Consider the following 26,997-nt stretch of genomic DNA (forward strand, 5'->3'; position numbering starts at 1 on the left):
TTTAACAAGTTTTTGTTGACTCAGGTGTAACTTTTTGCTAGTATTGGATTGTTGTAATTGTGAGCACCACAACTACAACCGCACAGAATAAGTTATTAAGAACGTAAGTCACTTAGGATGGCGAGTCTAAGTCTAATAAAAGGAGGTGCTTGAGAGCATGTACGCAATTATCAAAACTGGTGGTAAACAAGTAAAAGTTGAAGTAGGTCAAGCAATTTACGTTGAAAAATTAAACGTAGAAGCTGGCGACAAAGTGACTTTTGAAGAGGTAATCTTAGTAGGTGGCGAATCAACAAAAGTAGGTGCGCCAACAATCGTAGGAGCAACTGTTGAGGGAACTGTGGAGAAACACGGTAAACAAAAGAAAGTTGTCACTTACAAATACAAACCTAAAAAAGGTTCACACCGTAAACAAGGTCATCGTCAACCGTATACAAAAGTAGTTATCGATGCAATTAACGCATAATAAGTTAAAGTAAGGACGAGCTATGATTAAAGGAACATTTAAACGCAATGACTCAGGACGGATCAAAACATTTGAGCTAACTGGTCATGCGGACGCAGGTGAATATGGCAGTGATATTGTTTGTGCCGCAGTTTCTGCTTTAGCGATCAATACCGTTAATGGGATTGAAGCTTTAGCTGGAGTAAAACCGCTAATTGACGCTGATGATACTGAAGGGGGTCAACTTTATGTTGAAATCCCAAGTAACATGACGCAAGAGCAAACAAACATCACACAAATTTTATTAGAAAATTTATTGCTAGGTCTCCAATCAGTTCAAGAAGAGAATAGCGAATCGATCCAAGTGGAAACATTAACAAAACAGTAGGAGGTGCATTTCATGTTAATGAAAATGAATTTACAATTCTTCGCTACGAAAAAAGGTGGAGGTTCTACATCTAACGGACGTGACTCACAATCAAAACGTTTAGGTTCTAAACGTGCTGATGGTCAAACCGTTACAGGTGGATCAATCCTTTACCGTCAACGTGGTACTAAAATCCATCCAGGCGCTAACGTAGGTATTGGTGGAGATGATACATTATTCGCTAAAATCGATGGTGTCGTACGTTTCGAACGTAAAGGCCGCGATAAAAAGCAAGTATCAGTTTACCCAGTAGCAGTAGAAGCTTAAAAAACAAAATAAAACGCTCCAAACTCTTGATAGGATAGAGTTTGGAGCGTTTTTTATAACGATATGCTAGAAATAGAAGGGAGTTCACAATAATGAAAGCTGTTATTTTTGATATGGATGGCGTGATTGTTGATTCAGAGCCGATTTGGATTGCGTCAAAACAGCAAATGCTACGAGAACAAGGGATTGAAGTGCCGGATGCGTATCATCACCAACTTTTTGGGATGACCTTACGTACGATGTGGACTAAAATTCAAGCTGATTTTAATTTACCTCTCAGTGTTGATGCGTGCATCACGCGTGGTGAAGCGATTCGTCAAGCAATGCGAAAAGATTTACCTGTCAAAAGTATTCCGGGTTCAATCACCCTTATTCAACGGTTGTTTGAAGCAGGGATTCCGTTAGCAATCGCTTCTTCTTCATCAAATAAAGATATTGCTCTCGCAGTCGACGCATTAGGGATTCGTCCTTATTTCCAGGTACTTGTGTCAGGAGAAGACTGTGCGCGTTCAAAACCCTTCCCAGATGTCTTTTTGAAGGCTGCTGATGCATTAGGCGTGAAACCGGAGACGGCCTTGGTAATTGAAGATGCTGTCAATGGCGTTAAAGCCGCAAAAGCTGCAGGCATGGTGTGCCTTGGTTTTGAAAATCCCGCATTTACCAAACAAGACTTGCGTGAAGCCGATGGGATTATCCGTGATTTATCGCTGTTAACCATCGAACAGTGTCAGCAGTATTTTGGTGAAGAGCAGGAATAAACCAGTCAAGGCCCTTGTTCAACGAGGGTCGTGATTGGCTTTTTTTGGCTATCATTGGTAAAATGAGAAGATTGTGGTTATAATAAAAAAAACGGCGGAAGGCAAGGTATTCGTTGGAAGAGGGGGAAAGTTTTTTGAGTAAACGAATCGATGCGATTTATGCGTATGTAGTGGAACAATCAAAGAAGATGAATGGTGACTATTTGATGACAACACAAGAAGTTTCTGAAAAACTAAACTTTCAGCGAACGAATGTCAGTAAAGATCTGAATGACTTGGTTCGTGCAGGAAAGTTAGTGAAAATAGGCGGTAGACCAGTTCAATATCGCTTAGCAGGACAAGTGTCAGAGGAAGCGCCATCTGTTGTGCCGCCGATATTGAATGTGAAAATGGTGGCGCCAGCGCCAGTCAAAGAGTTTTTTAATCAACGTGAAAAAGATGATGTTTTTATCCATTTAATTGGTAGTCGAGGGAGTTTAAAAAATGCTGTCGAACAAGCGAAAGCTGCGATTTTATATCCTCCAAAAGGGCTGAATTGTTTAGTGACGGGACCAACTGGATCTGGGAAAACGTATTTCGCGCATGCGATGTTTCAATATGCCAAGGAAAATAAAGTCGTGCAAGAAACGAAAAAACTCGTCGTATTCAACTGTGCCGATTATGCGCACAATCCCGAATTATTAATGAGTTACTTGTTTGGTTACGTCGAAGGTGCTTTTACGGGAGCGGATAAAGAAAAATCAGGGTTGATTGATGAAGCGGATGGCGGGATGTTATTCTTGGATGAAGTCCATCGCTTGCCGCCAGAAGGCCAAGAGATGATTTTTTATTTGTTGGATCATGGGTTATATAATCGCTTAGGTGAAGTTGGGAAAAATCGACACGCAGATGTTCGAATTGTCGGTGCCACAACAGAAAATCCTAACTCGGCGTTACTTGATACTTTTTTGCGCCGTATTCCGATCCATATTCAATTACCGTCCTTTGAAAAACGGACGCCACAAGAAAAAATTGATTTCATTCAATTAATGGTTTCTCAAGAAGCGACGCGCATTCAACGGCGGATCTCGCTAACGGAAGAAGTCATTAAAGCACTCATTGGCAGTGTGACCTTTGGAAATATTGGTCAATTAAAATCAAGTGTTCAGCTGGTTTGTGCGCGAGGATTTTTAAATCATATGCACCGCGAGCAAATTGATATTACTTTAGGTGATTTACCAGAAGGTATTCGAGCTGGTTTGCATTCGTTAACGAGTCGTCGCGAGTTATCGATGGGCTTGGCTGGTTATTTACCGACGAAGTTAATGGTCTATCCAAATCAAGAACTAGTCAATCCATATACCGATAGTTACGAATTGCCTTATAATTTGTATGACATTATCGGAAATAAAGCAGCATTACTAAAATCAGATGGGGTCGATCAAGAAACGATTAATCATTTTATTTCGACTGATATTAATGTCCATTTGCAATCGTTTTATAAAGATCATGGGTTTTCGTTCTCAACAGAAAATAAGTTAAGTGAATTTGTGGATGCAAAAGTCATTGAAGTGACGCATCAACTATACCAACATGTACAAGAGTATATTCCAGAAAAATCGCAACAAAACTTCATTTATGCCATGAGTTTGCACATTGCTTCCTTTTTAAAGAAATTTGAGTTAGGAGAAAAACGATCGATTCATTCGAATATTCGTTTGATGGTCTCAGATTATCCACTGGAGTTTCGCTTAGCCCAAGAGATTCAAGAAAAAATTGCCGCATTTTTTACAATTCAAATTCCAAGAGATGAGATTTACTATTTAGCGGCGTTACTGATTTCGTTGCGGTACAGTCAATCCGAAGGCAAAATTGGATTGATTATTGCGGCTCACGGTAATAGTACAGCCTCTAGTATGGCAGAGGTGGCCCGACAGTTATTAGAGATGGAGCAAGTATTGGCGCTTGATATGCCACTGGATATGTCACCAAAAGTTGCTTTTGAAAAATTGAAAGCCTTAATCGTACAAGCTAATCAAGGAAGTGGCGTTTTATTATTAGTTGATATGGGCTCGTTGGCTCATTTTGATGAACGATTAGAACAAGAGACGGGTATTCGTGTGCGGACGATTGATATGGTTAGTACACCGATTGTATTAGAAGCGATACGTAAAGCAGAAACATTGGGATCGACGCTCGATGATCTCGTTGAATCGCTCCAAGGCTTCCAAGGTTACGGAATCTTAAAGGAAATTCAATCTTCCAAGAAAAAAGAATTACCGTTAGGAATACTGGCGATTTGTGCTTCAGGGGAAGGAACGGCGCAACGATTGAAAGAGATGCTTGAAAAAGTCCTCGCCGAGAAGAATTTGACGGAGATTCAAGTCATTACGGAATCAATGCTCCATTTAGCGGAACGCTTACCAGCGATTCAAGAAAGTTATCAGCTCATCGCGACGACAGGTGTGATGGATCCAGGCGTAAAAGTACCGTTTATTTCACTTGAGACTTTTTTAGAAGCTGACTTAGGAGAATTGTTAGAAAGCATCTTATTAGGAGAGGAACTCTTCACTTCTCCACAACAACTACACGAAGCGGGCGGTCGAGAAGTTTGCTTGTCGTATTTAGAAGAAAATGTCTTGTTTTTAAATCCAGCGAAAGTGATCGATGTGTTGTGGGGTGTAGCCGCAACGGTATGCCAATTGTGGTATGGTGAAAATTCATCGATGCACTTTCAAATTAATTTCACCTTACATCTTGCAGGAATGATTGAGCGTATTTTACTCCAACAAACACTGTCTGCGACAAGAGAAGAAGAGGAGCAAGCAGTTGCTCATCCCCGTTCTCTTCAATTAACAGAGTGTTTGGCGGAGTTAGAAACGACCTTTAATTTAAGTGTGCCGCTAAGCGAAAAATACTATTTATTCGTGATGCTCGATACACAAAATAATACACAAATAATACACTAAAGAAACAGTTTTTCTTTAGTGTATTATTTTTTAGGAGTTCTTAAGGTTTTGTGAACTAGTGTATTGATTAAAAGTTGGCACGGAACTTGCTTATATACTATACGAGGAGGCGAATAAGGTGGAAATAGGAGGCGAAGAAAGTGGAGATTCAATTAGCGCGAATCGATGACCGACTCATTCATGGTCAAGTAGCAACTGCTTGGACTAAGGAAACCGGTGTGAATCGAATTATCGTCGTTAGTGATGACGTTGCCAAAGATCCTCTTCGAAAATTTATGTTGCAGGAAGCAGCACCCCCGGGAGTCAAAGCCAATGTAGTCACAGTGGGCAAGTTATTATCGATTTATAACAGTCAATTATTTACGGATCAAAAAATGATGCTTTTATTTACGAATCCACACGATGTCGTTGCTTTAATTCAAGGAGGAGTCAAAATTTCTTCGGTGAATATAGGTGGCATGCACTTTGTCGCTGGTAAAAAAATGATTACGAACTTTGTTTCTGTTGACGAAAAAGATATCGCGGCGTTTCAGTATTTGGATCGTTGTGGTGTGATTTTGGAAGTTCGGAAAGTTCCAGCAGATCGAAAAATTTTTTTAATGGACTTACTAAAAAAACGTAGTAAGGAAAAATGAATATAGGAGGTAAGGTAATGGTAGGAATTATCCTCGCAAGTCATGGAGAGTTTGCTAATGGACTGATGCAATCAGGCGCAATGATTTTTGGAGAACAACCAAACGTTGCAGCGTGTGTGTTGCATCCAAGTGAAGGACCAGATGATATCAAAGCTAAGATGCAAGCAGCAATCGATTCCTTTGACGATCAAACAGAAGTATTATTTTTAGTCGATTTATGGGGAGGAACACCATTCAATCAAGCGAATAGTTTGTTTGAAGCGCACAAAGAAAATTGGGCGATTGTTTCAGGTATGAATTTACCAATGTTAATTGAAGCGTATGCTGCAAGATTATCAATGGAAAAAGCGCAAGACGTAGCGAAAGCCATTTTGGGAACAGCTAAAGAAGGCGTAAAAGTGAAACCAGAAGAGTTAGAACCAGAAGAAGTTGTGGTGGCAAATGCGCCAGCAGCACCTCAAGGAGCGATTCCAGCAGGGACGGTTTTAGGTGATGGCGAAATTAAATTTGTGTTAGCACGTGTCGATTCTCGCTTGCTTCATGGTCAAGTCGCAACAGCTTGGACAAAAGCAACCAATCCATCACGGATTATTGTAGTGTCTGACGCGGTAGCAAAAGATGAATTACGTCGTAAACTGATTGAACAAGCGGCGCCTCCAGGGGTGAAAGCGAACGTTATTCCAATTAGTAAAATGATTGAAATTTCAAAAGATCCTCGCTTTGGCGATACAAAAGCATTACTACTTTTTGAAAATCCACAAGATGTTTTACGCGTAGTTGAAGCTGGCGTGAAAATTAAAGAAGTGAACGTGGGTTCATTGGCACACTCCACAGGAAAAGTTGTGGTAAGTAAAGTATTATCAATGGGACATGAAGAAGTTGCCGCGTTTGAGAAACTAAAAGATCTTGGTGTGACTTTTGATGTTCGAAAAGTACCAAATGATTCAAAAGATAACTTAGATGAATTATTGAAAAAAGCGAAGAAAGAATTAGCTTAAATAAAAGAAATTGAGGAGGTTTATTATGTCTGATTTAAACTTAATCCAGATGATTTTAGTTGTATTCGTCGCTTTCTTGGCAGGTATGGAAGGGATTTTAGATGAATTCCAATTCCACCAACCATTAGTAGCGTGTACTTTAATCGGTCTAGTAACAGGAAATTTAGAAATCGGTATTATTTTAGGTGGTTCACTACAAATGATTGCTCTAGGATGGGCAAACATTGGAGCAGCGGTTGCGCCAGATGCGGCGTTAGCGTCGGTTGCAGCAGCAATTATTTTAGTTTTAGGTGGTCAAGGTAAAGCAGGGATTCCTTCTGCAATCGCAATTGCGATTCCTTTAGCCGTTGCAGGTCTTTTCTTAACAATGTTAGTAAGAACATTAGCAGTGCCAATCGTTCACATGATGGACAAAGCAGCATCTGAAGGCAATTTCCGTAAGATTGAAGTATTACAAGTTGCCGCAATTGCGATGCAAGGGGTACGGATTGCGATTCCAGCTGCAGCGTTACTATTTATCCCAGCTGAAACCGTTAAAAACACACTCGAAATGATGCCGGCATGGTTAACAGATGGTATGGCAATCGGTGGTGGAATGGTTGTAGCAGTAGGGTATGCACTTGTAATTAATATGATGGCAACAAAAGAAGTTTGGCCATTCTTTGTTTTAGGATTCGTTATCGCTGCCATTTCTGAAATTACGTTAATCGGAATTGGCGCAATCGGTGTTGCTTTAGCATTAATTTACTTAAACCTTTCTAAAATGGGTGGTTCTTCCACTGGTGGCGGAAGTAGTTCAGGTGATCCGTTAGGTGACATCTTAAACGATTACTAAATCTAAAAAAGGAGGAAATCAAACAATGGTAGAAGAAAGAATTCAATTAACGAAAAAAGATCGTTTAGCAGTTGCTTGGCGTTCAACGTTTATCCAAGGATCTTGGAACTATGAGCGTATGCAAAACGGTGGTTTCGCATTTTCAATGATTCCAGCGATTAAAAAATTATATTCATCAAAAGAAGATCGTACAGCGGCGTTACAACGTCACTTAGAGTTTTTTAATACTCACCCATATATTGCATCACCAATTTTAGGAGTAACCTTAGCGTTAGAAGAAGAACGTGCGAATGGTGCACCCGTTGATGATGTCGCGATTCAAGGGGTAAAAGTCGGAATGATGGGACCTTTAGCTGGTATCGGCGATCCTGTCTTTTGGTTCACGGTACGTCCAATGTTAGGCGCACTCGGAGCATCTCTTGCCCTTAGTGGAAATATCTTAGGCCCAATTATTTTCTTCGTCGCTTGGAACCTTATCCGTTGGGGATTCATGTGGTATACACAAGAATTTGGTTACCGTGCAGGTTCTGCTATTACAGATGACTTATCAGGTGGTTTACTACAAGACGTTACAAAAGGGGCATCTATCTTAGGGATGTTCGTACTAGCGTCCTTAGTTCAACGTTGGGTAAATATTTCCTTTGTCCCAGTTGTCTCTAAAGTAACGTTATCTGAAGGAGCATATGTTGAATGGGATAAAATTCCGATGAACGCTCAAGGATTGCAACAAGCTTTCCAAGAAGTTTCTTCTGGAAAAGCGTTATCCAATATTAAAGAAACGACTTTACAAGCCAACTTAGATCAATTAATCCCAGGATTAGCTGGCCTATTGTTAACATTAGGTTGTATGTGGTTACTTAAGAAAAAAGTTTCACCAATCGTGATTATCTTAGGTCTATTTGTAGTCGGAATTCTTGGTCACCTTATCGGTATTTTATAAAATATCGGTTATAATGAGGTATGAAGCAATTGAAGGAGTGATAAAATGGTCGAATCATTAAATACGAAAGTAGACTTTGTCATCGACGCTACCTCTTTTTCAGGGTTAACGGATTATGGAAAGATCATGATTGGCGATAAAGGCTTTGAATTTTATCATGGTCGTGATCCACGTAAATTTATTCAAATACCGTGGGAAGAAGTCGATTACGTTGTCGCCTCGGTCTTTTTCAAAGGAAGATGGATTCCGCGTTATGGCATTCAAACGAAGAAAAATGGCACGTTCATCTTTTCTTCAAAAAAACCTAAAAAAGTCTTGAGAGAGATTCGTCATTATGTTGATCCCGATCGGATGGTTCATTCTTTAAGCTTTTTCCAAGTCGTTAGCCGGGGAATCAAAGGTTTTTCTTTTAAAAAGTTAAAGAGAAGTCCTAAAATAAAATAATAATCAAAACGAGCGACCGATCTAGCCGATTGGTCGCTCGTTCTTTCGTGAGAATATCTTGCGTCACAGTCTTTAATGCAACACTTTCTTTGAGAAACACAATATATTATTAGGAGAAAATAATGATTGCCGTGTTCTTTTTATGATAAACTAGAAAAAGAAATAGCAAGACGAGGGGGATGACGATGGATTTTTTAGGGACAATGTTAGCGGGTGCTGTGATAGGTATCTTAGCCAGTTTTGTAACAGGGGAACGAAGAGGTTGTATCTTTAATATTATTGCTGGAATTGTGGGATCCGTGATTGGTGAGCGTCTCTTTTCTTTAGGCGGACCGACAATCGGTGGACTGCCGATTCTTTCATCTGTGTTAGGTGCGATTATTTTTGTCGCAGTGATTTCGTTATTTTTTGGTCGAAAAAATGACTAATTCGATTTGAAAGTCAAGAAACTTTGTTATAATAAGTTTATGGAATAAGAAAGAAGGAATGTAGAAATGTTACGTGTGAATAATTTAAGAGCCGCCATGGCCAAAGAAGCGATTGATGGTTTTTTAGTCACGAATCCTTACAACTTACGCTACTTAGCGAATTTTACGGGAACGGCTGGGCTGGCAGTTATTACCCCAACAAAAGCGTTCTTTGTGACTGATTTTCGTTACACGGAACAAGCCGCTGAACAAGCGTTAGGCTTTGAAATTATCAAACATACTGGACCGATTTTTGAAGAAGTCGCGAATATTTGCCGTCAAGAAGAAATCGAGGTATTGGCTTTTGAAGAAACGGTCATGAGTTTTGCGGAATATACGCAATTAGAAGATGACGTGGAAGAAAGTTCTCTTTTACCAATTAGTGGTCTGATTGAGTCCTTGCGTGAAGTGAAAGATGAAGCGGAAATCGCGTTGATTGAAAAAGCATGTGCGATTGCTGATCAAGGATTTGCCTATATTCTTGAGCAAATCAAACCAGGAATGACGGAAATTCAAGTTGCCAATCAGCTTGATTTTTATATGCGTTCGCTAGGTGCAACAAGTGTTTCTTTTGATACAATCGTCGCAAGTGGTGTTCGTTCTGCCATGCCACACGGTGTTGCAAGTACGAAAGTGATTGAAAAAGGCGACTTAATCACATTAGATTTTGGTTGTTACTATGAAGGTTATGTTTCGGATATGACCAGAACGTTTGCGCTTGGTGATCCAGGTGAGAAATTAAAAGAGATTCATCAAATTGTCTTAGAAGCACAACTCATGGTCAATGCCGTTGCCAAAGCTGGCATGTCTGGTGTGGAACTAGATGCTGTTGCGCGTGATTACATTGCTTCTCACGGTTATGGCGAGGCATTTGGCCATTCAACAGGTCATGGTATTGGGTTAGAAATCCATGAAGGACCAAACGTCTCTTTTAAATCGCCAAAATTATTTGTACCGGGTAATGTGATTACGAATGAGCCGGGGATCTATTTACCAGGTATTGGTGGGGTTCGAATTGAAGATGATTTACTCATTACGACCACTGGTAATCGTATTTTAACGCATTCACCGAAGGAATTGATTATCTTATAATCTTTTTTTCCTTTGTAAAACGGTTTCGACTATAATAATCAGCAAACATATTGTATAATAAGGCTTAATGAACGAGTTACGCTTCACTAGAAATAACTAGGAAATGGAGGAATGAAAAATGGTAGATGAAACGAGCTTAGTATTAGATACGGATCATGGATTAGGTGAGATTGTCATTGCACCAGAAGTCATCGAGGTGATTATTGGGATTGCCGCTTCAAAAGTTGACGGTGTTCACCGTATGCAAGCAAGCTTTACGAATAACGTGACGGAATTACTTGGCCGCTCTGTTTATGGTAAAGGTGTCCACTTAACCATTGATGAAGAGGGAATCAAAGTTGATTTATATGTCAATTTAAAATATGGTGTGTCCGTACCAAAAGTTGCGATGCAAGTGCAAAGTCGCGTGAAGCAACAAGTGCTATTTATGACGGATATTGAATTAGACGAAGTCAATATACACGTTGTATCATTAGTTCCTGAAAAAACAGAACAATTGGATTTAGAAGAATTATTTGAAAATGATGAGGCTGAAAATGAATAAAGAATTATCAAGACGTGAAATTAGGCAAATGGCGATTCAAGCGTTATTTCCTTTAGATTTTAATCAAGAATTAACGAAACACGATGCCATCGTGCATGCAATTGAGTTAGAACACGAAGATATGATTGATGAAGAACAAGAACATTTTGTTCCAGCCTATCTTGATTTATTAGTCACAGGTGTCTGTGAACGTAAAGCAGAACTAGACGAAATCATTCAAAAGTATTTAAGAACAGGATGGACGTTAAAACGGTTATCCAAAATGGATGTAACCATCTTACGCTTGGCGTTGTTTGAAATGCTTTATGTTGACAATGTACCAAATAAAGTGGTGTTAAACGAAGCGATAGAATTAACGAAAGTATTTAGTGACGATCAGTCAAGAAAGTTCGTGAATGGGATCCTTTCGAATGTTAATAACGAAATAGAAGCTAGCAAATAAGCTAGCTTCTTTATATTTATACTGAAGTTATGCTAAAATAATCGGGTAATGAATAAAGATTAAAGGGAGCGACTGACAATGGGTATACGGATTGATGGCAAAGCATTAGCAGAAAAAATGCAAGAGGATATGAAACAAGAGGTTAAAGAACTGAAGACAAAAGGGATTACCCCTGGTTTAGTCGTCTTGCTTGTAGGAGAAAATCCAGCAAGTCAAACATATGTAAAAAATAAAGAATTAGCGGCAACGCGTTTAGGCTTGCATTCAGAAGTTTCACGTTATGACGCATCGATTACAGAAGAAGAATTACTTGCTGAAATTGCGCGATATAATCAAGATGAGGCATTTCACGGGATTTTAGTGCAATTGCCGTTACCAAATCATATCGATTCTGAAAAAATCTTGTTGGCCATTGACCCTGCAAAAGATGTCGATGGTTTTCACCCGATGAATCTCGGAAAATTATTTATGGGTGCACCGGAAATGATTCCTTGTACGCCTTACGGGATTATGAAAATGTTTGAGGCATATCAAATTGATTTAGAAGGGAAAAATGCGGTCATTATTGGTCGTAGTAACATTGTCGGTAAACCAATGGCACACTTATTACTAGCAGCCAATGCGACAGTGACCATCGCCCATTCTCGTACGAAAGACTTAGCAAAAATCGCTAGCGAAGCGGATATCTTAGTCGTAGCGATTGGTCGCGGCCATTTTGTCACCAAAGAATTTGTGAAAGAAGGCGCGGTAGTCATTGACGTTGGAATGAATCGAGATGCAGAGGGCAAGTTGATTGGCGATGTCGCGTATCAAGAGGTCGAACCACTAGCAAGTTATATTACACCAGTGCCAAAAGGTGTGGGTCCAATGACAATCACGATGTTGATGGCACAAACGATAGAAGCAGCAAAACGCAAACGGTAAATAGGAAAGAAAGTTAGGTGAGAACATGGCGCAACAGTATTTGACTGTGACTGCTCTAACCAAGTATTTAAAACGTAAATTTGAAGCCGATCCATACTTACAAAGGGTTTTTCTAACCGGTGAAATCTCTAATTTCCGACTACGACCGGGCCACCAATATTTCAATTTAAAAGATGAGAATGCCAAGATTTCTGCCGTCATGTTTAAAGGACCTTTTAGCAAACTCCAATTTCAACCCGAAGAAGGAATGAAAGTACTGGTTGTCGGTCGTTTATCGCTCTTTGAATCAAGCGGTGGCTATCAAATTTATGTCGAACATATAGAACCCGATGGCATCGGGGCTCTCTACCAAGCGTATGAACAATTAAAGAAAAAATTATCGGCAGAAGGGCTTTTTGCTGGTGAAAAAAAAGGGCTACCTAAATATCCGAAACGCATTGCGGTGTTAACTAGTCCAAGTGGCGCCGTGATTCGCGATATTATGACGACGATTGAACGGCGTTATCCGATTGCGCAAATTGTCCTTTATCCAACGATTGTTCAAGGGAATCAAGCGGCTGATGATATCGTTCGTAATATTCGGCGCGTGGAAGAATCGGGCGATTTTGACACGATGATTATTGGACGAGGGGGTGGGTCGATTGAAGACTTATGGCCTTACAATGAAGAACGTGTCGTCCGAGCCATTTTTGCGGCCCATACGCCAGTGATTTCTTCGGTTGGCCATGAGACAGATACAACCTTAGCGGATTTAGTCGCAGATGTACGTGCTGCGACACCGACTGCGGCAGCGGAGTTAGCCGTTCCGGTTTTAAATGAAGAAGTCTTACGGATTCAAGAAAGAAAAGCACGAATCCAACAAGCCGTTTTCCATCTGATACAAGGAAAAAGGCAACAACATCAACGGATCATTCGCTCGTATTTATTTGAACAACCTGAACGACTTTATGAAGGGCAAGCCCAAAAGCTCGATCAACTGACGCAACGATTATCACAATCGTTACAAAATCAATTATATGAAAAAGAAAAAATCAGCAACCAATTACACCATCGTCTGAAGCAAATGAGTCCTTTGCATCAAGTGCGAGAAGAAAACATGCATGTGAAGCATTTAGATCAGCGCTTAAACCAGCAAATGGTTCGTCTATTGAATCAAAAACAAACTGATTTTGCCCAACAAGTTCAAGCGTTGAATTTGCTAAGTCCTTTAAACATTATGGGACGTGGCTATAGTTATACCGTTAATGAGGCCGGGAAATTAATCGCTTCTGTTAAGACACTAGCGGTGGGGGAACAAGTGACGGTCCACTACCAAGATGGGACAGCGCGCATGAAAGTAATGGATGTAGGAGGAGAAAATGAATGACAAAACCAACATTTGAAGAATCATTACAAGAATTAGAATCAATCGTTCAGCGCTTAGAAAAAGGCGATGTTCCTTTAGAAGAAGCCTTGACGATCTTCCAACGAGGAATGGAATTAAGCAAACAATGTGAAGGAACGTTAAAGAGTGCCGAAAAAACATTAACCCAGATGATGACACAAGAAGATGAATTAATCCTATTTGATGGAGAGCAGTCATGAAGTCCTTTGAAGCGATTCAACAAGAAATTATTGACGCAGTTGAAACAGAAATGGTGCGCTTTATTTCAGAACAAGTCACCGAGGAGCAGTTACAAGAAAGCATGCGCTATTCGATTGAGGCGGGCGGCAAACGCCTACGCCCCTTGCTGTTGTGTCTAACTGCGAGTGCTTTTAAAAATCCGCTTGAGCAAGGGACGATTCAAGTGGCCGCTGCGTTAGAAATGATTCACACGTATTCGTTGATTCACGATGATTTGCCTGCGATGGATAATGACGACTTACGCCGTGGGAAGCCGACAAATCACAAAGTCTTTGGTGAAGGCTTAGCAATTTTAGCGGGAGATGGGTTACTGACATTGGCGTTTCAATTGGTGAGTCAAGCGTCGATTGATGCTGATAAAAAAATTACCTTGCTGCAATTGCTTAGTCAAGCGGCAGGAAGTTCTGGTATGGTTGCGGGCCAAGTAGCCGATATTTTAGGCGAAGGACAACAAGTTTCTTTAGAAGAACTTATCGCGATTCATCAGCGCAAAACAGGTGAACTGATTCGTTTTGCCGTGCTTGCTGGAGGAATTTTAACTAATCAATCAGCGAGTACGTTAGCAGATTTGGAAGCTTTCGCCATGCATCTTGGGCTAGCTTTTCAAATTCGTGATGATATTTTAGATGTCATCAGTTCGACTGAAGAATTAGGCAAAGCAACGCAAAAAGACGCCTCGCTTGAAAAAAATACCTATCCGGCATTACTCGGCTTAGATGGCGCAAAGGAAGCCTTCGCGCATGAAATGGCGCAGGCCCAACAAAGATTAGCGATGCTTGAACAGGTAAATTGTGATGTCGTTTTATTATCTATGGTATTCCAATGGTTTGCGCTCGAAGGAAAAGGTGTGAAATGATGAAAAAAGAAAGAGTGGATGTTTTAGCGGTGCAACAAGGGTTATTTGACAATGTCGATCAAGCGAAACGCAGCGTGATGGCTGGTTTAGTATTGACTGAAAAACATGAACGGTTAGATAAACCTGGTGAAAAAATCCCAACAACGACTCAATTAGAAATCAAAGGCAAAAAAATCCCTTACGTTTCAAGAGGTGGACTGAAGTTAGTGAAGGCGATGAATGTTTTTGGCTTAGATTTTAAGGACAAAATCGTTCTTGATATCGGTTCTTCAACGGGCGGCTTTACGGACGTAGCGTTACAACATGGCGCAAAATTAAGTTATGCACTTGACGTGGGTTACAATCAACTCGCTTGGAAAATTCGTCAAGATGAACGGGTTGTCGTGATGGAACGGACAAATTTTCGCTATAGCAAACCAGAAGATTTTTTATATGGCTTACCTGAAATGGCGACGATTGATGTGTCGTTCATTTCACTCAAATTAATGTTACCGCCCCTCCATCAAATTTTGGTCGATAATGGGGAAGTGATGGCTTTAATTAAGCCGCAATTTGAAGCCCAAAGAGAGGCAATCGGCAAAAATGGGATTGTTCGCGATCCTAAGACGCATCAAGCCGTCATTGACATGATTGTTCAGTTTGCCTTAAAAGAACGATACGATGTCGAAAATTTATATTTTTCACCAATCACTGGTGGAGAAGGCAATATTGAATTTATTGTTCATCTTCGAAAAAGTGAGACGGTCGGTCATTTAAATCCAGCGATTGAGATTGAACAAGTTGTCGCACGTGCTCATGAGACGCTAGGATTCCGATGATGAATTGGTTCTAGTGATAGGATGCTTTTTTCGATGCTTTTTCGAGGAAATGCGTCCTTTTTACGCTAGATAGGAAAAGGTAGGAATCGTTCGTCGTTTTTTAGGAATCTACGGCTGTCTGAGTCGTCTAAACGATTTGTTGTAAAAAAATCATTTTAGGAGGTGACGGGATGATTTCTTTAGAAAAAGTTCAGCAATCGGAATTAGCCCAAATTCATTTTTTGCAAAAGGTAGCCTTTGAATCATTGTATGACACATACCAAGATGAAGGTTCTCCGTTTAAGCAAACGCAAGCGTCATTGCTTGCAAAATTTAAACGACCGCTTGAATGCTATTTTTTTATTAAGCAGCAGGACAAAAGAATCGGTTATCTTCGAGTTGTCATGGATGATTCGGGAACTACAGCGAAAATCGGGCCGATTGGAGTGGATCCATTAGTCGAAGGACAAGGGATTGGCACACAAGCGATGCAACTAGTGGAGCAAACATTTCCCGAAGTGAAGGAGTGGCGCTTAAGTACGATTTTACAAGAAACAACATTATGTCATTTTTATGAGAAAATGGGCTATCAAAAAACTGGAGAAATCGTATGGATTCAGGAAGAGATGGCGCTTGTTTTTTATATAAAAACGATTGAAGACAAGGATTAAAGCCTTTTTTTAATAAAATCGTTGTTAAAAATAGCATCCTTGCGTTTTAAAAGGATGATGACTGATCTAGCTCAATGATAACCGTAAGAGGTGAAATCCGAATGTCAAAGGATTTTACTTCTTTTTTTATTGCTGATGAGTGCTAACAAAAGGGTTTATCTTCTTTTTGAGAGACTATACGCCTAGTCTTTAGTGGAATTGATTGAAGGTTGAAAAAAGCTTGTCATCGTTACTTTGATGAATGTTTTTTTGAAACGCCGATATCCGAGCGTATCCGCACTAAAGGCGGGAGAATAAATCGAATCAAAAATAAAAAAAGCGGCATATTTCTCTTTTTTTATGCGAGCTTCTCGTATGAACGACTTTTATTCTTTCAAAAAATAAGCTATGATAGATAAGACTTTAACGAGGAGGATTATTCCATGAAAAAGAAAGAACGCCAGCGTTTATTGACTCGTTTTTTAACAGAGCATGAAATTCAAAAACAAGAAGAATTTGTGGATTATTTAAAATTACAAGGGATCGAAGTGACGCAAGCGACGATTTCAAGAGATATTAAAGAACTAAAACTGATTAAAGTTCCTTCAGTCAACGGCGGATACCGTTATAGCTTACCGAATGAATCGCAAGAAGATGTGATTGAAAAATTAAATAAGCTACTTCAAACGGCGCTTGTTTCGGTCGATCAAATGGAGAAATTCGTCATCTTACGGACGTTACCCGGCAATGCTTCGGCAGTAGGAAACTTGGTCGATAAATATTATCAAAAAGAGCTCTTTAGTAGTCTCAATGATGATGATAAAGTCTTAATGATTACTTGGACGGAAGAAAAAGCGGTCGAATTAGCCGAAAACTTTCGGAAATATCAACGTTAGGAGCGAATCCAATGTTATTAGAATTAACGATTAAAAATTTTGCGATTATCCCTTTCTTACACATCGATTTTCATCAAGGAATGACGGCTCTTACAGGGGAAACCGGTGCAGGGAAATCAATTATTATCGATGCGATGGGCTTACTTGCAGGTGGGCGCAGTTCCAGTGATTATATTCGTCATGGTGAAGAGAAGTGTTTACTAGAAGGTGTGTTTGAATGGCCAACACAACCAGAATTTTTCGCATTGATGGAAGAATTAGGCATCGATCAGTCCGAAAGTTTTCTGATTGTGCAAAGAGACATGTCGCGCTCAGGTAAAAATATTTGTCGTTTGAACGGTCGTGCGATCCCGCTCGTCCAATTACGACGGGTAGGGACGTACTTGGTTGATATTCAAGGTCAAAATGAGCATCAAGAATTATTGCAACCTGAAAAACATCTCTCTTTAATGGATCATTTTGGTTCAAAAGCTTTCAAACAGCAACTAAAGGTCTATCAAGAACACTACAGTGACTATCAAAAACTTCTAAAAAAAGCCCGGGAAATTAAACAAAATGAGCAATCCTATGTTCAACGAATCGATATGCTTCGTTTCCAACAAGAAGAAATCGAGCAAGCTGAACTGGAGCCCGGAGAAGAAGAGTTATTATTGGAAGAGCGAGCGAAATTGGTGAATTTTCAAAAAATCGTTGATGCATTAGGGAAGACGCACGAAATTTTATCTGCTGATACGCATAGCCTGACTGATGGTGTGGGACTTGCATTAAGCGAAATCCAAGAAATCGAAGGATTAGATGAGTCTTATCTTAAAATTAGCGAGAATCTTCAAAGTGCCTATTACTTATTACAAGATGTTGCGAGTGAAACCTCGCGGCAATTAGATTATTTAGAATTAGATGAGGCGCGACTGGATGAGGTAATGTTACGCTTAGAAACGATTCGTCAATTGAAAAGAAAATATGGCGAGTCTATTCCAGCAATTTTAACGTATTACGCTGAAATCTCTGAAGAATTAGAGGCGATGACGGGATTTGAGAATCAATTAGAAGAATACACCCAACGATTGCAAGAAAAACAAGCGATTGTCTTTGAATACGCACAAACGTTGCATCAAGAACGACAAAAAATTGCGCGCCAACTTGAAAAAGCAATTATGCAAGAAGTAACGGAGCTCTACATGGAAAATACTCGGTTTGAAATTCGCTTTAAAACAGATTCCGAAATGTTAAATGAAACGGGCATGGATCAAGTGGCCTTTTATTTAAGTACCAATTTGGGAGAAGACTTAAAGCCACTTGTTAAAGTTGCTTCAGGCGGCGAATTGTCGCGTATTTTATTAGCCTTAAAAGCAATCTTTTCTCGTGAGAAAGAAATGACGAGTATTGTGTTTGATGAAGTGGATACAGGAGTGAGCGGTCGGGTCGCACAGGCTATCGCTGAAAAAATAGCAAAAATTGCGCGCCACTCACAAGTCTTGTGTATTACGCATTTGCCACAAGTTGCGGCTCAAGCGGACTATCAATATTTTATTAGTAAAGAAGTTCAAGATGGTCGTACTCAAACAAGTATTACCCAGCTAGATGATCAGATGCGCGTCCATGAAATAGCTCGAATGCTTGCAGGTTCTGAAATCACTGCCTTAACGATGGAACATGCTACGGAGTTATTACAATTGGCTCAAAAAAATCCACAGAAATAAAACAAAAAAGGTGAACCAAGAGCCTAAATCGGCGGTTGGTTGACCTTTCTGTGTTTGTTTTTTGATTATTGTAAAGCAGAAAGCGCAGTGAGGACAGTTGTTCCAAGCATAACAATTAGCATAATCCAAACGACGATTTTGGTTACTTTTGAAAAGGTACTTGTTTTTTTGTTTTCCTTCATGACGTTCATCCTTTATTTGGTTGATAGGCACAGTGTACAACCAAATTCATCATAACTCAAGAGTAGAATAGCAGATTTATAAAAGATTTTTCTTTTTTAAATAGGCAATCGTCCATGCACATAGTAAAATTGTTAAGAACGTAATAAATAAAAAGGCGTTCTTGTGTTCGGCGAATGGAATGGGAACATTCATACCATACATACCTCCAACAATTGTCGGAATCGTTAGGACAATGGTCAAAGAAGTGAGGATTTTCATAACATTATTCAAATTATTTGATACGACTGCCGAGAAAGTGTTGTTCATTTGTTGGACGAGTTGCAGCTGGATATGCACGGAAGTCATCGCTTGACTAACTTCTACTAAAATATCGTGTAAATGATTATGGTATGCGTGTTGTTGTTCAAACATTTTGGTTTCAGAAAGTCCTTTTAAGGTTTTGAAATTAGCGGCCGTTGCTGCATCAAATAATACAAGACTTTTTTGCAAATTCAATAATTGATAGAGCTGTTTATTTTCAGTCGAGACTTGAATTTGACCTTCCAGCTCATCCAGTTGTGCTTTAATTTTTGTTAAACTATGGTTATACGCTGTGACTAATCGCCAAAGAACTTGCAAGAAAAGGTTCATCGTTGGTGTGATATCGTTTTCTGGAAAAACATGTTCTCTTAAAAAATTAAAAAATAAAGGAGGCTGTTTGGAAACGGTAATGATTTTGAGATCCGGTGTAATAATTAAGGCCAACGGATAGGTGTCAAAACGGATAAAGCCGCTGGAACTAAGGACTTCGTGTGGAAATTGTAACAAGACTAATACTGCTTTATGAAAGGTTAGTTGTTGAAGCCCCTCACTGCGTGAATTTTCAGCGTCATCTAAAATAGACGTAAAATACGAATGTGGAACATTATATTCTTTTGCCAATTGATGAATGACCTTTTCGCTAGGGTTAGAAATGTGAGTCCAAATTGTGGAAGACTCACGCGCGGGTTGTTCGACCAATTGTTGATTAGAAATCGTAAAATAAGAAAACATCTCTTAGCCTCCTTAGTATCGAAACACATTTTGAGTGTTTTCTTCTATTATAGTACGAACATGTGAATATTTAAAACGAATGAAACAATTATGTAAAGAAAATAGAGTATAGTAGCGATAGTTACTTCATAGAAAGGACGGCTTTAGATGCCTTCAATCACGATTAATATTATTTTTTGGTTTATTTCTCCGATTATCATTTTATTTGCTTCAGCCTTTGTTACATCCCTTTTCTCATTAAAAAAACGCTATGGAATCAAAGCGCCAGACATTGCGGTGCCTTTTTTATTTATTGCGATTCACCGCTTGTCTTATCTTGTTTTTAAGGAATCGCTTTTTCCTTATTTCTTGATTACGATTAGCTTATTAGGAATTGGCTTAGCTTTTTTTCACGCGTATTTTTACGAAGAAATTGATTATTCGCGTTATGCCAAAATGTATTGGCGTTCTGTCTTTCTTTTTTCGATGGTTACCCAATTTATACTGATTGTGCTGAGTTTAATGTTACGTTTTTAATCAAGGTTTTTTAAAAGTTTTTTAAAAGATTTTCCAAGTGAAATTGGTAAAAATAAATCAAAAAAAAAGAGTGAATTCTAGAGAAAATGTGGTAGAAAGTGGGGGGATGTGGTAGACTGAGGATATCAAGTGGTAGATGGGGGTATAATCGATGTTCATGGGGGAATTCCAACATACAATCGATACCAAAGGCCGACTAATCATGCCAGCTAAACTTCGAGAAAAACTCGGCGAAAAGTTTGTGGTAACAAGAGGGTTAGATGGCTGTTTATTTGGTTATCCGTTATCCGAATGGGCTGTACTAGAGGCTAAGCTAAATGAAATGCCACTCTCAAAAAAAGATGCTCGTACGTTTGTGCGCTTTTTTTATTCCGCTGCTACTGAATGTGAACTTGATAAACAAGGACGAATTAACCTGCCTATTTCTTTAAGAAATCATGGAAACTTAACAAAGAATTGTGTGATTGTAGGGGTTTCTAACCGTATTGAAATATGGGATGAAGAACGTTGGCACGCATTCTCCGAAGAAGCAGAAGAAAACTTTGATGAGATTGCCGAGTCGATGATTGATTTCGGTTTATAGAAAGAGGAATAAAAATGACAGAATTTCAACATTATACAGTGATGAAAAAAGAGACTGTTGATGGCTTAAATATTAAACCAGATGGTATTTACGTCGATTGTACCTTAGGTGGTGCTGGACATAGTGAATATCTTTTACAACAATTAAATGAACAAGGGCGTCTCTATGCGTTTGATCAAGACCAACATGCAATTGATCATGCGAAAATTCGTTTAGCGCCGTTTGTAGAAAAAGGCCAAGTTGTGTTTATTAAACGCAATTTCCGTCATTTAGCCCAAGCGCTCGCAGAACAAGGAGTCACAAAAGTTGATGGGATTCTTTACGATCTAGGAGTTTCTTCGCCTCAACTCGATGAAGCACAACGCGGATTTAGTTACCATCAAGATGCGCCGCTTGATATGCGGATGGATCAACATGCGCCATTGTCAGCGTATCATGTCGTCAATGAATACGAGTATAGTGAATTAGTCAAAATCTTTTTTAGATATGGGGAAGAAAAATTCTCAAAACAAATCGCGCGCGAAATTGAACGAGTTCGACAACAAAAACCCATAGAAACAACAGGGGAATTAGTCGAAATCATTAAAGATGTTATTCCAGCTCCTGCAAGAAGAAAAGGAGGCCATCCAGCAAAACGGATTTTCCAAGCGATTCGCATTGCGGTTAATGATGAACTCGGTGTGATTGAAGATACACTCGAACAAGCCATTGCGTTACTGAATCTCCATGGACGTATTAGTGTGATTACCTTCCATTCTTTAGAAGATCGTATCGTGAAAACAATCTTTAAAGAATATAGTACTGCTAAGGATTTACCACCGGGGATTCCAATGATTCCAGAAGCTTTTCAACCGGAGTTAAAACAAATTACAAGAAAACCAATGACGCCTAGCGAAGAAGAGTTAACCGAAAACAATCGTTCGCGGAGTGCGAAATTACGAATAGTTGAAAAAATAAAGTAAATGAATGACGAGAAGGGAGAGAGAGTGTGTGGCTGAATTAAAGTTCGAAGAATATTCTTATGAAATGAAAGAGCAATTGGATCAACCAACACCGATTGCTCCAGAAAGACCGGAAGTCATTGTCGTTCCACTATCTCCAGCTCGTCATTTACAACGAATTAGCAAGTTAGAAAAAACGATTGCGAGTATTTTTATTGTTGCGTTAGTCGGCGTAGGATTATTAATGATTCAACTACGAACATCTATTACGCAAGTTGAACAAGAAATTTCGTTAATCCAAGGTGAAGTTGTGGTAGATAGTGCCGATGTTTTACGCTTAGAACAAGAGAAGAGCGAGCTTTCAAAGAGCGATCGTATTCGTGAAATTGCTGAGGAAAATGGGTTGGCGATTCAAAGTGAAAATTTAAGGAAAGTGAAATAATAAAGGCCTATGATGAAAAAAATAAAACGTTATTTTACCAATAATAAATTGTCTCCCAAGAACAATCGCAAAAAAGTAGGAATTATTCTCTTTACTACGAGTATTGGATTGTTCTTTTTATTTGTGTCTCGCTTAAGTTATATTGTTCTTGTAGGCGATGTTGCTGGAACAGCTTTAGAAGATAAAGTTGCTTCTTTATATGAAGGGAAAAAAGTAGTCAAAGCCAAACGAGGAACCATTTATGATCGCAATGGTGTGGTGATTGCAGAAGATGCAACTTCTTATTCCGCCTTTGCAATCTTAAGTACGTCTTACATGAGTGGCAATAAAAAACTTTACGCGCAAGAAAAAGATTTTGAAAAAATTGCGACGATTTTAGTCGATGTTTTGGGCGAAAAAGTCAAAAAAGCGACGATTATTGACGTATTGACTGAAGGCGTGAAAAACGATAAATGGCAAGTCGATATTCCAAATGGCAAAGGAATTACGTTACAACAAAGACAAGCAATTGAAGCGGCGATGGAAAAACAAGACCTTGTAGGAATTGATTTTAATGAACATCCTTCAAGGATTTATCCCAATGGTATCTTTGCTTCTCATTTTATCGGTTTTGCTGATATTCAAGTAGAAGATGGCCAAGAAGAACTTCAAGGTGGATTTGGCTTAGAAGCAGCCTATGATGATATTTTAAAAGGGACTGATGGCGAAATTGTGTTTCAAAAAGATAATTTCCAAAATCCGTTACCTGGAACTGTTGCGGAATCAATTCCCGCTCAAGATGGTCAAGATATTACGACAACGCTTGATAGTCGCCTCCAAAGTTATTTAGAAATGTTAATGGATGAGGCTTGGGAAGAAGCGGAACCTGAATATTTAACGGCGGTTTTAGTTAAATCAGATACGAATGAAATTATTTCGCTCGCACAACGTCCAACCTTCAATCCTGAGACGAAAGATGGAATCAATGAGAAGGACTTTTTGTGGCAAAACTTATTTGTGGAAGAAACATATGAGCCTGGTTCTACGATTAAAATTCTAACGGTAGCTGGTGCAATGGATCAAGGGATTTTTGATCCAAATGAGCAATTTACTCCCGGAAAAATGGAATTAATCGATGCAGAAATCCGCGACTGGGATATTAATATTGGCGCAAAACCCGTTTTAACGATGCGTCAAGCACTATCGTGGTCGAGTAACGTCGGGATGGTCAAATTAGAACAACGAATGCCTGAGCGTTGGCAACAATATTTACAGGAATTTGGTTTTGGTCAGACGACTCAATCGAATTTATTTGGTGAAGCAAGAGGATTATTACCAGAAGATAATATTGTCAGTCAAGCGATGAGTTCATTTGGCCAGGGGATTGCGGTTACGCAATTTCAAATGTTACAAGCTTTTTCAGCAGTTGCCAATGACGGCGAAATGCTTCGTCCATCTTACATTAAGAAAATAAGTGGCACACAGGGAGAGATGGTGACCCAACCAGAAGTTGTAGGTAATCCAATTACTGCACAAAGCGCGCGTCAAGTAAGAGAATACATGCGTGATGTCGTTGAAAGTGAAGAATTTGGTACAGCCTACAATCGTTACCAAGTAGATGGATATACGATTGCGGCAAAAACCGGTACGGCGCAAGTAGCGGAAGGCGGCCAGTATTTAGAAGGCGATAATACGAACCTTTATTCCGTGGTTACTATGCTTCCAGCTGAAGATCCAGAATATACGTTATATATTACCATGAAAAAACCAAAAGAATATAGTGCGGATACGATTCCTTCAATTGCCAATCCACTATTACAACGTGCGATGGATTTATTAGAAGTCGATCGCGTTGGGATGGATGATACGGCAAGTGAGCAAGTGACAGTGGCTGACTATCGTAATCTTGAGACGAGCTTAGCCACTCAAGATTTATCGAATAACGGACTAACACCGATTGTGATTGGGGATGGCGAAAAAGTCGTCGAGCAATCCAGTGCGAGCAATACAGTCTTGTTACCAGGTGAAAAAGTGTTGTTATTAACGGATGCAAAAACAAAAGGGATGCCCGATACTACCGGGTGGTCCAAAGCGGATCTTTTGAAGTTGGCGAATCTGCTTTCAATGGAAGTCTCGTTTAGTGGAGAAGGGTATAGCGCAAAACAAAGTATTGAACCGGGACAAGTAATCGAAGGTGACACATTGACCTTTACCTTAAAAAAAGAAAATTGATTTAGGAGCGAAAAAAGAGATGAACTGGACAGAGATGATCTTACCAATTGCGAGTGGCTTTGGTATTACAGTAGCGACGATGCCACTGTTTATTGGCTATTTTCAAATAAAAAAATACGGGCAAGAAATTTTGGAAGAAGGGCCGAATTGGCATCAAGCAAAAGCTGGAACACCAACAATGGGCGGGACTGTTTTTTTAATCGCCATTATTATCAGTGCGCTTTGGGTGGCAGTCTGGCAACAAGCACTCACACCGGCTTTATGGATTTCTTTGTTTATATTACTTGTGTATGGCGGACTAGGGTTTTTAGATGATTTTATTAAAATCTTCAGAAAACGAAATATGGGTCTTAATTCGAAACAAAAATTAATTGGACAAATCATTGGCGGAATTATATTTTATGCAGTCCTTGTAAGTGAAGGCGCAACGAATACGGTAAATGTATTCGGTTATGATTTGCATCTTTCCTTTTTGTATGGATTGTTTGTAATCGTATGGTTAGTCGGTTTTTCAAATGCCGTTAATTTGACAGATGGCATTGACGGCCTTGTTTCAGGATTAGGCGCAATTTCCTTTGCAACTTACGCCATTATTGCTTGGAATCAACAACAATATGACATCCTAATTCTTTGTTTAAGTGTAGTAGGTGCTTTGATTGGTTTCTTTGGTTATAATCACAAACCAGCGAAAATTTTTATGGGTGATGTCGGTTCCCTTGCTTTAGGTGGATTACTGGCAACCATTTCTATCTTATTGCATCAAGAATGGACGTTGCTATTGATTGGCTTGGTTTATATTGTGGAGACGTTAAGTGTGATGATCCAAGTCACATCATTTAAATTAACTGGTAAAAGAGTCTTCAAAATGTCACCGATTCATCACCATTTTGAAATGGTTGGTTGGTCGGAATGGAAGATTGATGGTGTTTTTTGGCTAATCTCCCTTCTATTTTCGGGCATTACCTTATTCATCTATTTTTTATAAGCGCATAATAGGCAGACAATTACCTTGTGGAGATGAAAAACATGAAAAATATAACAAAATATCAAAATAAAAAAATTCTAGTATTAGGATTAGCAAAAAGCGGATTCAGTGCGGCCAAATTGTTACATGATTTGGGCGCACTTGTTACCGTTAATGACGGAAAACCTTTTGAAGAAAATCGTGAAGCTCAAGACTTACTATCTTTAGGAGTAAAAGTGATTACGGGAAGTCATCCGATTGAATTGTTGGATGAGGAATTTTCATTACTTGTGAAAAACCCTGGAATCCCCTATAGCCACCCCTTACTTCAAGCCGCATCTGCCAAGCACATTCCAATCATTACGGAAGTGGAATTGGCTTATGAAATCTCGGAGGCACCCATTATTGGTATTACGGGGACAAATGGTAAAACGACAACGACGACCATGATTGAAATGTTGTTAAACCAAGGATTATCGAAAGGAAAGGCTTATCTCTCTGGGAATATCGGCTATCCTGCAAGTTCGGTCGCACGCGAAGTTACGCCAGAGGATGTATTAGTCATGGAACTTTCAAGTTTTCAGTTGATGGGCATTCGTACGTTTCATCCAGAGATTGGTGTTATTACCAATCTATATGATGCGCACTTAGATTACCATACTTCACGTGACGAATACGTACAAGCGAAATGGGCGTTACAAAAAGAGATGACATCAGAAGATTATTTAATTTTGAACTGGAACCAAGCAGAAATTCGAACGCTCGCACAAACAACGCAAGCAACAGTGATCCCTTTTTCAACACAAGAAAAAGTAGCGGGGGCGTATACACTTGATGGTTATTTTTATTATTTAGATGAGTGTATTTTAGCAATTGATGAATTAGGTGTTCCAGGTCAGCATAACGTTGAAAATGCGCTGGCTGCGATTGCAGTAGCGAAGCTCAAAGGGATAAGTAATGACGCAATTCAAAAAACGTTAAAAAGCTTTTCAGGTGTCCCACATCGAACACAATTTGTCGGTCAATTGCATGGCATCACGTTTTATAATGACTCGAAAGCGACAAATATCTTAGCGACTAAAATGGCCTTAAGTGGTTTTACAGCAGAAAATGTGATTTTATTAGCGGGTGGTTTGGATCGTGGAAATGGTTTTGATGAACTTATACCTTCGTTGATTGGTGTCAAGGGAGTCGTATTATTTGGTGAGACGAAACAAAAATTAGCCATGGCTGCCCAACAAGCGCAAGTGCCTCATATTCTTTACGCTCAGGACGCTTCACAAGCGCTTGAAGTTGCGTATGAATTGGCCCAATCAGGTGATAACGTGTTATTGTCTCCTGCGAATGCTAGCTGGGATCAATACCCCAACTTCGAAGCTCGAGGCGATGCTTTTATTCACGCATTTGAGAAAATAAAAAATAAAAATAAAGAGTAA

General features: G+C 39.4%; 31 protein-coding genes and 1 other annotated feature. Of the genes, 29 read left to right on the forward strand and 2 right to left on the reverse strand.

Going from position 1 to position 26,997, the window contains the following annotated elements:
• The first annotated feature begins 66 nt into the window (after positions 1-66).
• Positions 67-138: a sequence feature (ribosomal protein L21 leader region), on the forward strand.
• A gap of 19 nt (positions 139-157) precedes the next feature.
• From rplU to recN, 22 genes are all read left to right on the forward strand, one after another.
• Positions 158-466: a 50S ribosomal protein L21 gene (rplU, locus tag IGI68_RS07980; RefSeq protein WP_071875000.1), complete on the forward strand. Its 309-nt coding sequence runs from the start codon at positions 158-160 to the stop codon at positions 464-466.
• Positions 467-488: 22 nt separating this feature from the next.
• Positions 489-833, forward strand: coding sequence for a ribosomal-processing cysteine protease Prp (locus tag IGI68_RS07985; RefSeq protein ID WP_071874999.1), 345 nt, complete (start codon positions 489-491; stop codon positions 831-833).
• Between the two features lie 12 nt (positions 834-845).
• On the forward strand, positions 846-1,139 hold the full coding sequence (gene rpmA / locus IGI68_RS07990; protein WP_071874998.1) for a 50S ribosomal protein L27: 294 nt from the start codon (positions 846-848) through the stop codon (positions 1,137-1,139).
• 92 nt (positions 1,140-1,231) lie between these two features.
• Positions 1,232-1,897 (forward strand): HAD family hydrolase, encoded by a 666-nt coding sequence (locus IGI68_RS07995; RefSeq protein ID WP_071874997.1) that lies wholly within the window; start codon positions 1,232-1,234, stop codon positions 1,895-1,897.
• Between the two features lie 134 nt (positions 1,898-2,031).
• Complete coding sequence (locus IGI68_RS08000) at positions 2,032-4,845, forward strand: sigma-54-dependent transcriptional regulator (RefSeq protein WP_438732115.1); 2,814 nt, start codon at positions 2,032-2,034, stop codon at positions 4,843-4,845.
• Between the two features lie 140 nt (positions 4,846-4,985).
• Positions 4,986-5,480, forward strand: a complete 495-nt coding sequence (locus IGI68_RS08005; RefSeq protein WP_071874995.1) for a mannose/fructose/sorbose PTS transporter subunit IIB — start codon at positions 4,986-4,988, stop codon at positions 5,478-5,480.
• Between the two features lie 17 nt (positions 5,481-5,497).
• Positions 5,498-6,478 carry a mannose/fructose/sorbose PTS transporter subunit IIA gene (locus IGI68_RS08010; RefSeq protein WP_438732117.1) on the forward strand — a complete coding sequence of 327 codons (981 nt, stop codon included), beginning with the start codon at positions 5,498-5,500 and terminating at the stop codon, positions 6,476-6,478.
• A 25-nt stretch (positions 6,479-6,503) separates the two neighbouring features.
• Complete coding sequence (locus tag IGI68_RS08015) at positions 6,504-7,313, forward strand: PTS mannose/fructose/sorbose transporter subunit IIC (RefSeq protein ID WP_438732119.1); 810 nt, start codon at positions 6,504-6,506, stop codon at positions 7,311-7,313.
• Positions 7,314-7,338: 25 nt separating this feature from the next.
• Positions 7,339-8,253: a PTS system mannose/fructose/sorbose family transporter subunit IID gene (locus IGI68_RS08020; protein ID WP_438732121.1), complete on the forward strand. Its 915-nt coding sequence runs from the start codon at positions 7,339-7,341 to the stop codon at positions 8,251-8,253.
• Positions 8,254-8,298: 45 nt separating this feature from the next.
• Positions 8,299-8,697 carry a DUF956 family protein gene (locus tag IGI68_RS08025; protein WP_438732123.1) on the forward strand — a complete coding sequence of 133 codons (399 nt, stop codon included), beginning with the start codon at positions 8,299-8,301 and terminating at the stop codon, positions 8,695-8,697.
• A gap of 185 nt (positions 8,698-8,882) precedes the next feature.
• Positions 8,883-9,125 carry a GlsB/YeaQ/YmgE family stress response membrane protein gene (locus tag IGI68_RS08030; protein ID WP_071874990.1) on the forward strand — a complete coding sequence of 81 codons (243 nt, stop codon included), beginning with the start codon at positions 8,883-8,885 and terminating at the stop codon, positions 9,123-9,125.
• Between the two features lie 66 nt (positions 9,126-9,191).
• On the forward strand, positions 9,192-10,256 hold the full coding sequence (locus IGI68_RS08035; protein WP_438732126.1) for a M24 family metallopeptidase: 1,065 nt from the start codon (positions 9,192-9,194) through the stop codon (positions 10,254-10,256).
• 118 nt (positions 10,257-10,374) lie between these two features.
• Positions 10,375-10,800 carry an Asp23/Gls24 family envelope stress response protein gene (locus IGI68_RS08040; protein WP_071874988.1) on the forward strand — a complete coding sequence of 142 codons (426 nt, stop codon included), beginning with the start codon at positions 10,375-10,377 and terminating at the stop codon, positions 10,798-10,800.
• Positions 10,793-11,242 (forward strand): transcription antitermination factor NusB, encoded by a 450-nt coding sequence (gene nusB, locus IGI68_RS08045; protein ID WP_438732128.1) that lies wholly within the window; start codon positions 10,793-10,795, stop codon positions 11,240-11,242. Before IGI68_RS08040 ends, nusB begins: the two co-directional genes overlap by 8 nt.
• A 78-nt stretch (positions 11,243-11,320) precedes the next feature.
• Entirely contained in the window at positions 11,321-12,166 is an 846-nt protein-coding gene (locus IGI68_RS08050) for a bifunctional methylenetetrahydrofolate dehydrogenase/methenyltetrahydrofolate cyclohydrolase (RefSeq protein WP_071874986.1), read from the forward strand.
• Positions 12,167-12,191: 25 nt separating this feature from the next.
• Positions 12,192-13,532 (forward strand): exodeoxyribonuclease VII large subunit, encoded by a 1,341-nt coding sequence (gene xseA / locus IGI68_RS08055; protein ID WP_438732131.1) that lies wholly within the window; start codon positions 12,192-12,194, stop codon positions 13,530-13,532.
• Positions 13,529-13,750: an exodeoxyribonuclease VII small subunit gene (locus tag IGI68_RS08060; protein ID WP_071874984.1), complete on the forward strand. Its 222-nt coding sequence runs from the start codon at positions 13,529-13,531 to the stop codon at positions 13,748-13,750. Before xseA ends, IGI68_RS08060 begins: the two co-directional genes overlap by 4 nt.
• The gene (locus tag IGI68_RS08065) at positions 13,747-14,646 is read left to right on the forward strand and encodes a polyprenyl synthetase family protein (RefSeq protein WP_438732133.1); all 900 of its coding nucleotides are present in this window, start codon (positions 13,747-13,749) and stop codon (positions 14,644-14,646) included. The genes IGI68_RS08060 and IGI68_RS08065 overlap by 4 nt, the downstream gene beginning before the upstream one ends.
• On the forward strand, positions 14,646-15,464 hold the full coding sequence (locus IGI68_RS08070) for a TlyA family RNA methyltransferase (RefSeq protein ID WP_438732135.1): 819 nt from the start codon (positions 14,646-14,648) through the stop codon (positions 15,462-15,464). Before IGI68_RS08065 ends, IGI68_RS08070 begins: the two co-directional genes overlap by 1 nt.
• A 170-nt stretch (positions 15,465-15,634) precedes the next feature.
• Positions 15,635-16,114 (forward strand): GNAT family N-acetyltransferase, encoded by a 480-nt coding sequence (locus IGI68_RS08075; protein ID WP_438732137.1) that lies wholly within the window; start codon positions 15,635-15,637, stop codon positions 16,112-16,114.
• A 422-nt stretch (positions 16,115-16,536) separates the two neighbouring features.
• Positions 16,537-16,989, forward strand: a complete 453-nt coding sequence (locus tag IGI68_RS08080) for an arginine repressor (RefSeq protein ID WP_071874982.1) — start codon at positions 16,537-16,539, stop codon at positions 16,987-16,989.
• Between the two features lie 11 nt (positions 16,990-17,000).
• Positions 17,001-18,689 carry a DNA repair protein RecN gene (gene recN, locus IGI68_RS08085; protein WP_438732140.1) on the forward strand — a complete coding sequence of 563 codons (1,689 nt, stop codon included), beginning with the start codon at positions 17,001-17,003 and terminating at the stop codon, positions 18,687-18,689.
• Positions 18,690-18,754: 65 nt separating this feature from the next.
• Here recN and prli42 read toward each other — a convergent pair whose 3' ends face one another.
• Both prli42 and IGI68_RS08095 read right to left on the reverse strand, forming a co-directional pair.
• Entirely contained in the window at positions 18,755-18,871 is a 117-nt protein-coding gene (gene prli42, locus IGI68_RS08090; RefSeq protein WP_071874980.1) for a stressosome-associated protein Prli42, read from the reverse strand.
• Between the two features lie 76 nt (positions 18,872-18,947).
• On the reverse strand, positions 18,948-19,904 hold the full coding sequence (locus tag IGI68_RS08095) for a magnesium transporter CorA family protein (RefSeq protein WP_438732142.1): 957 nt from the start codon (positions 19,902-19,904) through the stop codon (positions 18,948-18,950).
• Positions 19,905-20,051: 147 nt separating this feature from the next.
• Here IGI68_RS08095 and IGI68_RS08100 point away from each other — a divergent pair, with 147 nt between their 5' ends.
• From IGI68_RS08100 to murD, 7 genes are all read left to right on the forward strand, one after another.
• Entirely contained in the window at positions 20,052-20,420 is a 369-nt protein-coding gene (locus IGI68_RS08100; protein ID WP_071874978.1) for a DUF3397 domain-containing protein, read from the forward strand.
• A 151-nt stretch (positions 20,421-20,571) separates the two neighbouring features.
• Positions 20,572-21,003, forward strand: a complete 432-nt coding sequence (gene mraZ / locus IGI68_RS08105; protein ID WP_438732145.1) for a division/cell wall cluster transcriptional repressor MraZ — start codon at positions 20,572-20,574, stop codon at positions 21,001-21,003.
• Between the two features lie 14 nt (positions 21,004-21,017).
• A complete protein-coding gene (rsmH, locus tag IGI68_RS08110) occupies positions 21,018-21,965 on the forward strand; it encodes a 16S rRNA (cytosine(1402)-N(4))-methyltransferase RsmH (RefSeq protein WP_273231726.1) in 948 nt (315 codons plus the stop codon).
• Between the two features lie 28 nt (positions 21,966-21,993).
• Positions 21,994-22,386, forward strand: a complete 393-nt coding sequence (gene ftsL, locus IGI68_RS08115; RefSeq protein ID WP_071875035.1) for a cell division protein FtsL — start codon at positions 21,994-21,996, stop codon at positions 22,384-22,386.
• A gap of 9 nt (positions 22,387-22,395) precedes the next feature.
• Positions 22,396-24,597 carry a penicillin-binding transpeptidase domain-containing protein gene (locus tag IGI68_RS08120; RefSeq protein WP_438732147.1) on the forward strand — a complete coding sequence of 734 codons (2,202 nt, stop codon included), beginning with the start codon at positions 22,396-22,398 and terminating at the stop codon, positions 24,595-24,597.
• A 19-nt stretch (positions 24,598-24,616) separates the two neighbouring features.
• Complete coding sequence (gene mraY, locus IGI68_RS08125) at positions 24,617-25,582, forward strand: phospho-N-acetylmuramoyl-pentapeptide-transferase (RefSeq protein WP_071874974.1); 966 nt, start codon at positions 24,617-24,619, stop codon at positions 25,580-25,582.
• 41 nt (positions 25,583-25,623) lie between these two features.
• Entirely contained in the window at positions 25,624-26,997 is a 1,374-nt protein-coding gene (gene murD, locus IGI68_RS08130; protein WP_438732150.1) for a UDP-N-acetylmuramoyl-L-alanine--D-glutamate ligase, read from the forward strand.

This window comes from Enterococcus sp. DIV1314a, from assembly GCF_051713805.1.
GTDB lineage: Bacteria > Bacillota > Bacilli > Lactobacillales > Enterococcaceae > Enterococcus_I > Enterococcus_I aquimarinus.

Excerpts from the sequence above, each read along its gene's own strand:
- IGI68_RS08120 (WP_438732147.1), top strand. The coding sequence starts at position 22,396 with ATGATGAAAAAAATAAAACGTTATTTTACCAATAATAAATTGTCTCCC.
- rsmH (WP_273231726.1), top strand. The coding sequence starts at position 21,018 with ATGACAGAATTTCAACATTATACAGTGATGAAAAAAGAGACTGTTGAT.
- IGI68_RS08095 (WP_438732142.1), bottom strand. The coding sequence starts at position 19,904 with ATGTTTTCTTATTTTACGATTTCTAATCAACAATTGGTCGAACAACCC.
- IGI68_RS08015 (WP_438732119.1), top strand. The coding sequence starts at position 6,504 with ATGTCTGATTTAAACTTAATCCAGATGATTTTAGTTGTATTCGTCGCT.
- mraY (WP_071874974.1), top strand. The coding sequence starts at position 24,617 with ATGAACTGGACAGAGATGATCTTACCAATTGCGAGTGGCTTTGGTATT.
- IGI68_RS08025 (WP_438732123.1), top strand. The coding sequence starts at position 8,299 with ATGGTCGAATCATTAAATACGAAAGTAGACTTTGTCATCGACGCTACC.
- IGI68_RS08040 (WP_071874988.1), top strand. The coding sequence starts at position 10,375 with ATGGTAGATGAAACGAGCTTAGTATTAGATACGGATCATGGATTAGGT.
- IGI68_RS08070 (WP_438732135.1), top strand. The coding sequence starts at position 14,646 with ATGAAAAAAGAAAGAGTGGATGTTTTAGCGGTGCAACAAGGGTTATTT.
- xseA (WP_438732131.1), top strand. The coding sequence starts at position 12,192 with ATGGCGCAACAGTATTTGACTGTGACTGCTCTAACCAAGTATTTAAAA.
- IGI68_RS08080 (WP_071874982.1), top strand. The coding sequence starts at position 16,537 with ATGAAAAAGAAAGAACGCCAGCGTTTATTGACTCGTTTTTTAACAGAG.
- IGI68_RS08060 (WP_071874984.1), top strand. The coding sequence starts at position 13,529 with ATGACAAAACCAACATTTGAAGAATCATTACAAGAATTAGAATCAATC.
- IGI68_RS08020 (WP_438732121.1), top strand. The coding sequence starts at position 7,339 with ATGGTAGAAGAAAGAATTCAATTAACGAAAAAAGATCGTTTAGCAGTT.
- recN (WP_438732140.1), top strand. The coding sequence starts at position 17,001 with ATGTTATTAGAATTAACGATTAAAAATTTTGCGATTATCCCTTTCTTA.
- IGI68_RS08035 (WP_438732126.1), top strand. The coding sequence starts at position 9,192 with ATGTTACGTGTGAATAATTTAAGAGCCGCCATGGCCAAAGAAGCGATT.
- IGI68_RS08050 (WP_071874986.1), top strand. The coding sequence starts at position 11,321 with ATGGGTATACGGATTGATGGCAAAGCATTAGCAGAAAAAATGCAAGAG.
- rplU (WP_071875000.1), top strand. The coding sequence starts at position 158 with ATGTACGCAATTATCAAAACTGGTGGTAAACAAGTAAAAGTTGAAGTA.
- rpmA (WP_071874998.1), top strand. The coding sequence starts at position 846 with ATGTTAATGAAAATGAATTTACAATTCTTCGCTACGAAAAAAGGTGGA.
- IGI68_RS07995 (WP_071874997.1), top strand. The coding sequence starts at position 1,232 with ATGAAAGCTGTTATTTTTGATATGGATGGCGTGATTGTTGATTCAGAG.
- mraZ (WP_438732145.1), top strand. The coding sequence starts at position 20,572 with ATGTTCATGGGGGAATTCCAACATACAATCGATACCAAAGGCCGACTA.
- IGI68_RS08030 (WP_071874990.1), top strand. The coding sequence starts at position 8,883 with ATGGATTTTTTAGGGACAATGTTAGCGGGTGCTGTGATAGGTATCTTA.
- IGI68_RS07985 (WP_071874999.1), top strand. The coding sequence starts at position 489 with ATGATTAAAGGAACATTTAAACGCAATGACTCAGGACGGATCAAAACA.
- IGI68_RS08100 (WP_071874978.1), top strand. The coding sequence starts at position 20,052 with ATGCCTTCAATCACGATTAATATTATTTTTTGGTTTATTTCTCCGATT.
- prli42 (WP_071874980.1), bottom strand. The coding sequence starts at position 18,871 with ATGAAGGAAAACAAAAAAACAAGTACCTTTTCAAAAGTAACCAAAATC.
- IGI68_RS08010 (WP_438732117.1), top strand. The coding sequence starts at position 5,498 with ATGGTAGGAATTATCCTCGCAAGTCATGGAGAGTTTGCTAATGGACTG.
- IGI68_RS08065 (WP_438732133.1), top strand. The coding sequence starts at position 13,747 with ATGAAGTCCTTTGAAGCGATTCAACAAGAAATTATTGACGCAGTTGAA.
- murD (WP_438732150.1), top strand. The coding sequence starts at position 25,624 with ATGAAAAATATAACAAAATATCAAAATAAAAAAATTCTAGTATTAGGA.
- nusB (WP_438732128.1), top strand. The coding sequence starts at position 10,793 with ATGAATAAAGAATTATCAAGACGTGAAATTAGGCAAATGGCGATTCAA.
- IGI68_RS08075 (WP_438732137.1), top strand. The coding sequence starts at position 15,635 with ATGATTTCTTTAGAAAAAGTTCAGCAATCGGAATTAGCCCAAATTCAT.